General features: G+C 35.3%; 10 protein-coding genes. All 10 read right to left on the reverse strand.

Annotated features, from left to right (window positions below; translation table 11 throughout):
• Positions 1-105: 105 nt before the first annotated feature.
• The 10 genes from ACHRV3_RS15420 to ACHRV3_RS15465 all read right to left on the reverse strand — a co-directional run bounded on the left by ACHRV3_RS15420 (position 106) and on the right by ACHRV3_RS15465 (position 12,449).
• Positions 106-1,404, reverse strand: a complete 1,299-nt coding sequence (locus tag ACHRV3_RS15420; RefSeq protein ID WP_395435295.1) for a phenylacetate--CoA ligase family protein — start codon at positions 1,402-1,404, stop codon at positions 106-108.
• Positions 1,405-1,406: 2 nt separating this feature from the next.
• Positions 1,407-3,068: a C45 family autoproteolytic acyltransferase/hydolase gene (locus ACHRV3_RS15425; protein ID WP_395435296.1), complete on the reverse strand. Its 1,662-nt coding sequence runs from the start codon at positions 3,066-3,068 to the stop codon at positions 1,407-1,409.
• 9 nt (positions 3,069-3,077) lie between these two features.
• Positions 3,078-4,595, reverse strand: a complete 1,518-nt coding sequence (locus ACHRV3_RS15430) for a phytoene desaturase family protein (RefSeq protein WP_395435297.1) — start codon at positions 4,593-4,595, stop codon at positions 3,078-3,080.
• A 1-nt stretch (position 4,596) separates the two neighbouring features.
• Positions 4,597-8,277 carry a 1-acyl-sn-glycerol-3-phosphate acyltransferase gene (locus ACHRV3_RS15435; protein ID WP_395435298.1) on the reverse strand — a complete coding sequence of 1,227 codons (3,681 nt, stop codon included), beginning with the start codon at positions 8,275-8,277 and terminating at the stop codon, positions 4,597-4,599.
• A gap of 173 nt (positions 8,278-8,450) precedes the next feature.
• Entirely contained in the window at positions 8,451-9,629 is a 1,179-nt protein-coding gene (locus tag ACHRV3_RS15440; protein ID WP_395435299.1) for a DUF2062 domain-containing protein, read from the reverse strand.
• Between the two features lie 19 nt (positions 9,630-9,648).
• The gene (locus ACHRV3_RS15445; RefSeq protein ID WP_395435300.1) at positions 9,649-10,134 is read right to left on the reverse strand and encodes a hypothetical protein; all 486 of its coding nucleotides are present in this window, start codon (positions 10,132-10,134) and stop codon (positions 9,649-9,651) included.
• Positions 10,135-10,136: 2 nt separating this feature from the next.
• The gene (locus ACHRV3_RS15450) at positions 10,137-10,508 is read right to left on the reverse strand and encodes a 3-hydroxyacyl-ACP dehydratase (protein WP_047774694.1); all 372 of its coding nucleotides are present in this window, start codon (positions 10,506-10,508) and stop codon (positions 10,137-10,139) included.
• A gap of 5 nt (positions 10,509-10,513) precedes the next feature.
• Complete coding sequence (locus ACHRV3_RS15455; protein WP_395435301.1) at positions 10,514-11,131, reverse strand: outer membrane beta-barrel protein; 618 nt, start codon at positions 11,129-11,131, stop codon at positions 10,514-10,516.
• 3 nt (positions 11,132-11,134) lie between these two features.
• Positions 11,135-11,785 carry a porin family protein gene (locus ACHRV3_RS15460; RefSeq protein ID WP_230004143.1) on the reverse strand — a complete coding sequence of 217 codons (651 nt, stop codon included), beginning with the start codon at positions 11,783-11,785 and terminating at the stop codon, positions 11,135-11,137.
• A gap of 40 nt (positions 11,786-11,825) precedes the next feature.
• Complete coding sequence (locus tag ACHRV3_RS15465; protein ID WP_047774704.1) at positions 11,826-12,449, reverse strand: porin family protein; 624 nt, start codon at positions 12,447-12,449, stop codon at positions 11,826-11,828.
• Positions 12,450-12,470: the final 21 nt, after the last annotated feature.

The following is a 12,470-nucleotide window of genomic DNA, read 5'->3' on the forward strand; positions in this document are numbered from 1 at the left end:
GAAGGGAGCTACAAACGTTACTTTCACCATATAAGTGATGCAAGTTCAACGAGCCAAAACACCCAGTTTATATGAACTTACATCACTTATATGGTTTAAAAAAAACTAAACAGTTGTCTTCCTAAAATCAAAAAAGCGAATAGGTTTTCTGCTCATTGGGTTAAAAACCAGTGGGTTTAAAACTTCTTTTGACGCAAATTCAATTTTTGGTGTAACCCTTAATTTGGCTCTGAAATGGTCTTTTATTTCCTGTAAAAACTCAGGAGTTTGATTTTTTACGGCAATTTTTATAAGGATTTCATCAGTTCCTAAATCATTGGTAGAGATCTCAATAAGATGATTTTCTATATTGTCGAAATCGCTTAGCACATCATTCATTGCCGGCGGATAAAGGGTTGTTCCTTTATATTTAATCATTTGTTTTTTACGACCAATCACCGGACCAACTCGGAAAGTGTTTCTTCCGCAAGCGCAAGGTTCATCATGAAGCTGTACAATATCCCCGGTTTTAAAGCGCAGCAATGGCATGGCTTCAATGCCCAAAGTAGTAAAGGTCAATTCGCCTGCTTCGCCATTTTTTACGGGATTGTTATTTTCGTCTAAAACTTCCGTAATGATTAGTTCCGGATGGTGATGCCCTCCGATTCCATGCTCGCACTCTGTAAAAGCGGTACTCATTTCTGTAGAAGCATAAGTCGAAAACAACTGAATATTCCATTGATCTGTTATTTTTTTGGATAATGTATTCATCGAAAAATCCTGATTTCTCAGCGATTCTCCAATGCAAATAGCGCCTTTTATGCTGGAGTTGTTATAATCTATTCCGTGAATTTCGGCATATTCAATCAATTTCAATAAAAAAGAAGGAACCGTTATTAAGTAAGAAGGTTTGTATTTTAAAATAGAATCCCATTGCAATTCCGGGATTCCTGCGCCTACCCGAATGACACCTACCTTAAGTTTTCGCAATCCTAAAAAGTAGGCTAAACCAGCCATAAATTTACGGTCAATTGTCGTCATAAGTTGCACAACATCTCCTTCTGCGATTCCGGCACAGGCAAACGAAATGGCTTCGTTATAAGCCAATCGGTCCAAGTCCGAATCGGTTAAACCAAAAGTTACAGGATCGCCCAAAGTCCCTGAAGTTGAGGCGTAATCGATAATTTTATGTTGTGGGACACATAAAAAATCATCATTGTATTGCTGTAAATCTTCTTTTGTAGTTACGGGTAAATGTTGTAAATCTTCAAGCGTTTTTATTTTTGAAATGTCAATATTCTGTCCTGAAAAAAGTCTTTTGTAAAAGGGAGAATGTTGACTGACATAGACTAAAAGGTCGGCTAATTTTTGCTCTTGAAAAATTTTAATTTGTTCTAAAGAATCCTTTTCTATTGATGGAATCATGTTCATTTTCTTTTGAGTTTTTTTAAATATTTTTCAATTGCCAGTTTTTGAGGAACTGTTGTGACTTCTTTGGTCAATGCTTTCTCAAAGTTTTCCTGCGCAAGTCTAAAGTATTTCTTTTGGTAAAAATACAACCCTGCTTTATAATACACAACCCAATAATCAGGGTTTAATGATTGATATTGTTGAATAAAATCAAAAGGAATCTTTGTTTTATTTTTTAGGTATACATCTATTTTATGATCTTCAGTTTTAAACTTTTTGTAGTTTTTAAAGGCTGTTGTTTGTAAAAAAGGATCTTTGGCAATGTTCCGGTTTTCTTCTTCAAACGAAAGAAGGGGATTTGTTTTCCTTTCTTTAAAAACAGAATCTAAATTGTAACAGACAAACTCGCCTAATTGATACGGATTTGCTGAAATCCAAACCGTTTTTTCTTTCGGTTTGAAAATAATTCCATGATGCGCCATCAACTGGTTTAGTGCTTTTTCATTGCCATAACCCAAGGTACTATTTTGTAAACCTTCTTTGTTTCTGAGGATTTCGGAAGCAATTTGAGGGTTAATTTTTGTGTTTTGACTAAGGAGTTCCTGCATTCTTTCAAAACGATATTCCGAGTGACTGTTGGCAATTTGAAATTTATTACGTTCGTCATTTTTAAAAGCTTCACTCTGAAAATGATTGGAACAAATTAATTGATCGCTGTTGGGAACATCGTAAACATCCATCTTTTTCGGTGAGACTTCAATCAGAATAGCTTTGTTATCGTGTGCACTTCCAACCATGATGGATTCTGAAACAAATACGTTTCTCTTTTTGACAATTGCAATGGCTTCGTCTATGTTTTGTGCGTGTTGTAAAATCTCTCTGGTCAGAATAGAAATTGGTGTTTTGGCACTCAAAGGAATTTTCGATTTTCCGGCATTTATGGTTACGGTCAGTCCTTCTTTATTCATTCCCGAAACTGCCCCAATCATTCCGGGCCAGGTTACCATCATAAAAGGATATCCTTCTTTTGGATTGATAAAGGCAACTATTTTATTTTCTGCGAAAGCCTCATTGACATAAAAATCAAAATTGCGTCCCAGAATCAGATTTCCGTCTTCCGATTTTTCATTCCAGGCAGCAAAAGAGGAACAACCGACCAAGGCTAAATCTTGTAGGGCATGGCCAATATCATGTGCTCCATGGAGGTACAAATTGCGTTGATATTGTGGCGCCAGATTGTCAAAAGTATGCGAAGTATATTGCGAAATGCCATAAATCTCGGCCTGATATTCGTTCGGAACATTGAGATATAATTTTCGATTGTACCATTTTAGAAAATTACGAAGCAAGTTTTGCTGGAATTTAGAGGGAACAATATCTTCAATTCGGGAGAAAAAAATCTGCTCCTGTTTTTTTAAAAGGGAATCCGTTAAAGCACCGGTACTAAGACCGATTTCAAGCGGATCTCCTTCAACATACAATTCCCAAAGACCTTGTTTATTTTTTAAAAACGAATTTCTTCCGGACACAAAAGCGCTGTCCGATTGTTTTGTCACTACCGGTTTTGTTGCATTATAACGGGCAACATCAGGTAAATGATGTTTTGATTTTGAGATACCACAAGAAGTTAGCAGCATCGAAATACCGATAAAGAAAAGAAGTATTCTTCTGCTTTTCATAATGCTTACTTATTCAGATTCTTGATTTATTTTGTCAACCAGATATTCTTTGCCTACAATTTCCGAGCAGGTTACTACAGCTCCGATTGTTACCCCCAGTACACCGTGCATATTGATGCTTTGACCTGTGAGATAAAGATTGTCTAATTTTGTTTTGGAGGCAATCAGGGTTTTCATCGGACTATTTGAATCTTTGACGTAACCGTACATATTGCCTTTATCACCGCCAATATAGTCGCGATAAGAAAGAGGCGTAGAAGTATGAACGGATTGGATACAGTCTTTGATTCCTGTAAATTTCTTTTCGATTTGATCTAAAAAAGCAGCAGCCTTTCGGGTTTTAAATTCTTCATAACTTTCGCCGCGATCTTTTTTGTCCACGATCGTATTATGGGTATCTACCCATGGCGAAACATCATCATATTTCATGTAAGTAATAAAAGTCATCCCGTCTGCCCATTCTTCTTCTTTTGCTGAGGCATTCATGGATGCCATATAGGCTTTTGGCCATGAATTTTCATCATACTCATGAGCGGTCCAGACTTCCTGGCTGTTCTTAAAATGATAATAATTATGGTTGATGTATTTGAAACTTTTTGGTTTGAAAACAATATAAAGACTAAAGGCAGAAATGACACCTTCCAGACTTTGAATCCTGCTGTAGAATGATTTTCTGAAATTTTCTTCCCCGACCATTTTCAGCGTAGTTTTCGGTTCAATGTTCGAAATAAAATAGGTACCCGAAACTTCCGTTCCGTCTTTCATTTTTACAGATGTGACCTTGTTGTTTTCAACGGGAAAATGGATTACTTCTTTGTGTTTGTAAAACTCTCCACCGTGTTTTTTTAACTGTTTCAGCAGTTGCTTTGTAATCTGACTTCCACCATTAATACAGCGCCAGGAACTTTGGATATAAGAGTTTACCGAGAGCGCGTGCACATAAAAAGGAGATTTGTCCGCAATTCCGGCGTACAGAAAATTAGAACCACTCAAAACGGCTCTTAACTTTTCGTTTTGTGTAAATTCTTCTATAGTTGCCTTGGCATTTAGTTCTAAAATGGCATTGTCATATTTGCCTCCCCATTCCAGATTATAAAGCGGAAAAGAATCGCAGATTGTTCTTAGTTTATCGCAATAATTTTCAATGTTGGTTTTCTCTTCGGGGAAATAGGCTTCTAATTGTTTTACAAAATTATCATACCCTTGAGCATGTGGATATTCGTTTTGATCGTCTTCAAATGAGATCATATCAAAACCATTTTCATCCATTTTTTTTAATTTCAAATGGTCAATTATCCCTAGATATTTAAAATATTTGTGCAGATTTTGCCCTTCACTCAGACCTCCGATATAATGAATTCCGGTATCAAAAATGGTTTTATCACGCACAAAAGTCTGCAGATTTCCACCGTATTGATTGTTTTTTTCCAGCACACAAACGCTATAGCCTTCTTTCGCCAGGATTATAGACGAAACTAAACCGCCTAAACCGCTTCCTACAATTACGACGTCGTAATGCTCTTTCATCCTAGTTTTTCTTTAATATAATTATGGAGTCTTTGTCTAAAACCGAATTAAAGCCAAAGTTAGTCAAAGTGTCTTTTAAACCTGAACTATCAATTAAAATAACGATAGAAGTTGTAGCAACAATTTTCTCAAGGTCATTTTTATAGTTTTCGTCAGAAATTAAAACAGCATCGTATTGATCTTGTAAAGTCAGATCAAAATGGTCCAGATAAGTGATTTTTCTTTTTGAAACGATGTAATTGGTTTTTGCAACGGCCAATTTTTCTTCGTCTTTAGTATAGGAATATATTTTTCGTTGTGGCTCTTGTAGCGTCAACAAAACATCCAATTGTCCATAATCGTTTGATAAATGCAATATTTTAGCCTTCGTCGAAAGATGTTGGTTCAGATTGTGATACGTTCCTAAGTTGACTTTCAGATCGTTTTTTACACTGTTTACGATTTCAATTTCTTTGTAATCGTAACTGTGCAAAAGCATTTTTTTAAAATATTTCGGGCCTTCTAATTCTTGGCGGATTTTAGCAAATTCGTCTTTAAAATAAGCACCAATTTGTTTTGTTCTTTCGGTGTAATTTTTGCCAAACGAAAGATTATCAGGTGCAATTCTTTCCAGAATAGAAACGGTAAGTGTGGTGTCGTGAATTACAAAATCGCCTTTCGGAATTGCTTCTGAAGCACCATGAATCAAAACAGGAAGAATGTCTAAATTAAATGCTTCGGCAAGGTAAAAAGCACCTTTGTGAAAACGTTTAATCTGATTGCTTTCTGAGCGTGTTCCTTCGGGGAAAATCATTAACGAATACCCTTCGTTTACTTTTTGACGCAAATGTTCAACACCGCCTTCGAGTCCTTCAGAAACGGGATAGAAGCCTGCTTTTCGAACGGTCGCACCAAAGATTGGCGAATTGTAAACCCAGTCATTTACTAAAAATATAATTTTTGGACTGAGCATTCCCACCAATAAAATATCAAGAAAAGAAGAATGATTGGCGATAATAATAGCCGGCTTTTCAAAATTTTCATTAAAGTTGTTAATGACTTTTTTATGAATATAAGGATTGGTATACAACACCGATTTCATGAATTTTGAAATCGCATATCGAAAGCCTTTCATTTTTGTTTTTTCGTTTAACGGAATAATCGGCATCACAATTAAACTGAAAAGAGACATTAAAAGACCACCAAGTCCGTAGTAGGCAAAAGACAAAACACCGTGAACAAAACTGCGCAATTCAAAAGGAGCATTTCCTTTTTTAGGACGATTCGATAAAAACAGTTTGAACAGTATCGGATAAAAAATAAAGGTGATAATGAGTGCGGCAAAAACCCCAATTAGGGAGATAGACGAAATAGATCTAAGCGCAGGATGATGTGCAAAAATCATCGCGCCAATTCCTAAGATAGTTGTGATTACTGCCAGAATAATGGAAGTTCTGTAGATGGCAATTTCGTTTTTTCCGGTTGTATATTCTTTTTGAAGTGCACTGGTCATGAAAATACTGAAATCGACTCCATGACCAAAAATCAGGGTACAGACAATCATACTGAAAATATTCAGCTGAATGCCAAAAATCCCCATAATCCCGGCGGTAACAATTCCCGTTAAAACAATCGGAATACAGCTTACGATGACCAATTCGATTCTTCTGAAAAAGAAGAATAAAATCAGAATTACAGCCACAAAAGAATAATTTACAAGAGAATTAAAATCAGTCTTTAAAGTGCTAAAGAATGTTTCATTCATCTGTTGACGGTCAATTGCAATCAGGTCTTTTTGAGTTTCCGCAGCTTTTATAAAAGGATCACGTTGTTCGGGAGTCACTTTTACTAAGGTCGAAATGGTATAAAAGCCTTTCTTTTCTGTTACAAATTCATGCAATTGCAACGCCTGAATTTTTAGATAATCGGCGGGTGTAATGGGTTTGAAATTGTAATCTAAATGCTCAAAAAATGTCGCGTAAGTTGTGGGTTTGAAACCTAATTTGGAACCTTCAGCAACTAATTCGGATTGCAGAAGTTGTTTTTTGTGGGTATCCCAAAACGAATTCCATTGATCTATTTTTTGCTTTTGAGCAGATTCTGAAAGCATAATACCGCCGACAGAACTGAAATTTAGTATTTTCTGTTGTTGTTTTTCTTTAGCCAAATGAGCAAAAAGACGACTGTTGTTTTGCAGCACTTCCTCCATACTTTTCCCGTACGAAGCAACATAAATGGTTTTTGAAGTCAGACTAGTGCTTTCTTCGAGGTCTTTTTCGGCCGCTTTTATTTCTTTTGGAACGAAATTTAATTGTGATAAGTCATTGTTGAAACCAACATCATTATAAGTAAAGCAGCAAACAATCGTAATGAGCACGCAAAATCCGATTAAGAATTTATTATTATGAAAGGAGAAATGAGCCAGTTTATCGATCACGTTTTTCTTATGCTCAGTAGTATGCTCTTTTGGTTTGTACAAGTGCGGAACAATCAAAAGCGAGAAAAAAGCAGAAGACATTACAATCACGGCTGCAAAAATTCCCAAATCATTCAAGGCATCAGATTTTACAAAAAGTAGACACAAGAAGGCCACAGCAGTTGTTGAACTGCTCATGATCACGGGCATTGTAATGTCTTTGTATAACGTTTTTACATCGCTGTTGTGTTTGTAATGGGTGAGGATATGAATGGAATAATCAATTGTGATTCCCAATAAGATAGAGCCAATTCCGAGGGAGATGGCCGAAATCTGGTCTTTTATAAAATACAGAAAAGCCACAGCAAAGAGACCACCAAAAACCGTTGGCAGAAAAATAATTAACGGGATCAGGATTTTTCGGTAAAACAAAATCAGAATCAACATTAAAGTGATCATCGCGATAGATGTTGTTAGTATGATATCGCTTTTAATCTGATTGGCATTGGCAACCGCAATTAAAGCCGAACCAAAATAACTGATCGAAGTTTTGGTTTTGAATTTCTGATTTAGATGGTCCTGAATCGATTGAAGCTTGGCGGCAAAAAGGGTATTCTTTTCGGTTTCGCTCGACGGAAGATTAGAGGTGATAAAAAGCAATAATTTCTTTTTGTCTTTGGTCATAACAAAACCATTATTGAGGGTGAAATCATCCCCGACATTTAGTTGTTGTAATTTTTTTAAAGCAATAAAAGAAATTCCCAACGGATCCTGTAAAATAAAATCTTTGGTAACAAATCCTGAAGGTGAAATAATTGCTTTATAATTGCCCTGAACCGTTGCCGCAATACTGTCTTTTTGAAGCTTGTTTCCGATGGCGGCATAATCTTTAGTATCCAGAAAAAGTGGCAGATTATGGTAAACAAAATCGATAGTTTCCTGAATATTTTCTTCGTCAACTTTTCCTTGAATTCCGGTGATATAGGGTTTACAGGATACCGCAACACTGTCAGAAAAAGCAGTTGCCATTTGGGTTAAATCTTCTTCGGTTCCGTTTTTTTCTAGTTTGAAAATAACGGTAATTTTATCTGCAAAATTAAGCTGTTTAAGCACTTTTGCCGTAACATCTGATTTGTCGTTTGTTGGAATAATTTTGGTAATGTCTTCTTCAAATTTAATTTGAGAAGCAAAAAATCCAAACACAAAAAGCATCGCAACAGCCAGTACAACCGATAGGGGTTTTCTTCGGTTTACAAATAAGTGAATGGCGTAGAAATAGTGATGCATAATTATTTTTTTATTGTTTTTTTGCCACAGATTAAAAGGATTAAACAGATTTTTTTTGCCGTGAATTACGCGAATTGCCACCAATTAATTCGTTTAATTTGTGAAATTCGTGGCGAATAATCACAGATCTGTAATCAATTTAATCCTTTTAATCTGTGGCAAACTTTTATTTGCTATTTATTTTTTTTAGAACTAAAAGCAGTCAAAAGTAAATAACTGATAAGACCAACTGAAAGCGCTAAAACGGATGCTAAAATAAGACTTCCGACGATATATTGTGTTGCATTTTTTTGAATATCGTCAAACGTCACGGAACTGTCTAAAACCAAAGGCGTGTCTGTGGACACAAAATAGCTGCCCATTTTTAATGATCCATAAATTACAAATGGAATAAAAGGAGGGAAACTCACATTGGATGACAAATAAGCAATGACTTTGTTGAGTTTAAAAAGAGTAGCAAAAAACAAAAGCAATACGGTTTGAAATCCCCAAAAAGGCGAAATTCCGATAAAAATGCCCAGTGCAATAGCAGCTGCTTTTTTGAAATTAGAATCACTGCTTTCTAAAATGTCTTCAAGAAAGAATCTTTTAAAACCTTTTTTTTTTGCTTTTCGAACGAAGTCCCGAGGCTTAATGTACAAAAGGGCATTGAGAACTAAAACGGTATTTAAAATACTGATTCGGGTAAAATCTTTGAAAGGACGAAAGTGTGAAACCCGCTCCGTAGGGTCATACAAAATTTGAATTGGGATATTTTTCACCGGAATTCCTTTCCAGGCTGAGCGAACGATAACTTCAATTTCAAACTCAAATTTGTTTGTATAATATTTTTTCGGGATGAGTCTTAACGGGTACAAACGGAAACCCGATTGTGTATCGTCGAGTTTAATCCCGGTTTCGAACCAAAACCAAAAGTTGGAAAACTTATTACCAAAACTACTTTTTTTAGGCACATTTTCCTGTGTCATATTTCGGCTTCCGATCAATAAAGAATCGGGTTGCTTTTGAATTTCGGCAAGAAAATTTGGAATATCGGTAGCAAAATGCTGACCATCGGAATCAATTGTAATGGCATACTCAAAATTCAGTTCAATTGCTTTTTTGAAACCATTTCTCAAAGCCATCCCTTTTCCTGAATTTTTGGCGTGGTGAATTTGAGTTAATTGTGAATAGTCTTTTAATATAGTGCTGGTTTCATCAGTAGAACCGTCATTGATGATGATGATATTGGGAGTGAAATCCAAAACAGAATCTAAGACTTTTCTTAAAGTTTTGTGGTTGTTGTACGTGGGAACAAGCACACAAAAATGCGTCGAATTAATCAGGTCCTGCTGTGGTAAAGTAGGTTTCATGTGGGAGATTTTTCTTTGTTTACTTTACGAATTGCTTCTCTTTATCGGAGAAACTCTTAGATTGTAAAACAAAATCTTTTAGGTATTCTTTTAAAGCGGCATTTTGCTCGCTGTAATGGGTGGTAATATACTTTTTGTCTTCCTTAATATTTTTTTTGTAACCCGTAATTCCCGGTACATTTTCCTGAATACTCAATCGAATCATCCGGATTTCAATATTGTTTGGTTCGCTTACAATGGTTGATTCCAGTAATTTTGCCCCTTCCTTGAAACGATTCATTTTTTCTTTCAGTTTTTTTTCAAATTTTGAATCCAATAAGATCGCAGCAGCTTTGTAGGCTACTAAGATTTTGTCGTCATTGTTTGAAACACCGGAGAGCTTTTCTACAAAACTTTTAGCATTAGCTTCTGATTTATTAACGTCAGGATATGCTTTGCGAATGGAAGCTAAATCCGGATTGCCGACAAAACTGAACCATAAAAGTAAGGAGAGTAAAAGTTTCATAATTATATTTTTTTATAAGTGTTGCTTAATTTTAAAGCAACAGTATCATTAAAATACGTAGTGTTTTTTACTTTAACCAACTGCTCTTCTGTAGTGGCAATATCCAATTCTAAACGTAATTCAGGAGTCGCTTCTGGATTGATAAGCGCCATGAATTTTACATTAGAAAGGGTTTGAATCATCAAAGAACTTGCAGTAATTGATTCTGTAAGTTCTTTGATAATCTGAATCATGCAGACACCAGGCATAATGGGGTTTCCCGGAAAATGACCTTTGAAAATTTCGTGTTTTTCATTGACCAAAATCGTGATATTGTATTTCGAATCGGATATTTTTTCCTCCGAAAGAATCTTGTAAAAATCTTTTAAAACCATAGTATCTATTTTCCGAATATATAAGAAACACCAAACTGAAAACTGTTATTTACATTGTATTCCCCTAACCAGTAATAATTATTGGAGTTGTTGGAATAATAACTGCTGTCCAATACGTCAAGAAAACCTTTTTTAAAACGGGCTTCAATTGTCAGACCTGAAGGGAAGCGATAAGCAACTCCGGAAATAAAAGAGATATCATTTCTATTTTTTGTGATCGCTAAATTATCATCTACCAGCACATCTAATGAGGGACCGAATTGGATTTGAATACCAGGTCCAAAAGTAAACTTATTAAGTAAACTTAACGACAGATAATCGAGTTTTAAATCCAGGCGTTCCACTTTTTCTATTGAAGAACCTGCCTCAAAATAATTTCGGGCAACGTCATTAGAACCCTGTCTGGTATACGTGATTTCCGGTTGAAGCGCATAACGTTTGGTTAAATTAATTTCACCAAAACCACCAACATAAAAATCAGGTTTGTAATCACCATGCATTTCAGAAATGGAAGAAAGACTCAATCCCCCTCTTAAGCCGGGTTTAAAACTAACCTGAGCTTGTGTCTGTAGTATTGTAAAAAAAACAAACAGAAGGAAAACTATTTTTTTTTGACTCATCATTTTTTATTTTTTTCCAAAGGTATAAGTGGCACCCAATTGAAATACTAAATTGGTTGCATCTGAATAATTGTAGCTATAATAGTTGGTAAAAGAATTGGTAAGCCCTTTTTTGATTCTTCCTTCAAAGGAAATTCCATTTTTTAAACTGTATCCAAGACCACCTACAATTCCTAAGTCAACATCCTCTCCTTTTTTAAAATCTCTTTCTCTGCTTTTAGGATTAACTTTAACATCATCGCCAACAAGAATATCAAAGTACGGACCTACTAACAAATAGAAATCGTTTGTTAAATTGAATTTATTAATGGTAACGGCAGAAAGATATTGCAAAGAAATATCGACACTACCTTCGTTATAAACTGTAGTGTATGTATTTGTTGACGGGTTATAAATGCTGGTATATCCCATTGGAACGTTACTTCCTTTAGCTCCTTGTCTGGAGTAGGTCAATTCCGGTTGTAAAGTGTACACTTTAGAAAGTTTTAAAGCTCCAAATGCTCCAATATAGAAATCAGTTTTGTTTCCAAAATCCGAATCTGTGAATTTTGAAATGTTTAGTCCGGCATGAACTCCGGGTCTGAACGTTACTTGTGCTTGCAGGTTTAGGGCTGTAAAAAAGAGGGCTATTGCAATTATTAGATTTCTGTTGTTCATTTGGTTTTTTATTTATTTTCTATTTGTGTTTTATTTGTTTTTATTTCATTTTGAAGGTGTAGCTCACACCAATCTGGAAAACCTGATTTAAGATGGCATCGTCATAACGGTTATTATTATTGTTGTTATTATATTGATATTCGTTATAACCATAAATGTCAATAAGACCCTGTTTAATTCTGGCTTCAAACGTTAATCCGTTTGGTAACGAATAACCAAATCCTCCAATAATCGAAAGATCAAAGTCAATCGGGTCAAATTCATTTTGTTTGAAATTATCACTTGTTTTGAAATCAGCAGAAGGACCGCCTAAGATATGAAAACCACTTCCGTTAAAATGATATTTGGCAACAGCGCCAACCGAAAGATAATTTAATTCATAGTCTTTTTTATAACTTCTAATATATGGATTTTGAGGATCATAAGAAATTCCTTCAGAGCCTTGTCTGGAGTACGTTAATTCGGGTTGAAGGGTAAAATATTTATTAAATTTTATAGCAACTAATGCACCTACATAAAAATCAGTTTTAAAGCTGGCATCTTCAATATTGCTTAATGTTGAAAAATTTGTACCTGCGCGAAGCCCCGGGCTTACTTTTACTTGTGCTTGCGATGTTATAGTCGTGATAAATAATACTAAGGCGATGATTACCGTTTTTCTCATTTGTTTGAAATAGTGTTTGCT

This window comes from Flavobacterium sp. FlaQc-49, from assembly GCF_044005985.1.
In the GTDB taxonomy this organism is placed as follows: Bacteria; Bacteroidota; Bacteroidia; order Flavobacteriales; family Flavobacteriaceae; genus Flavobacterium; species Flavobacterium cupriresistens.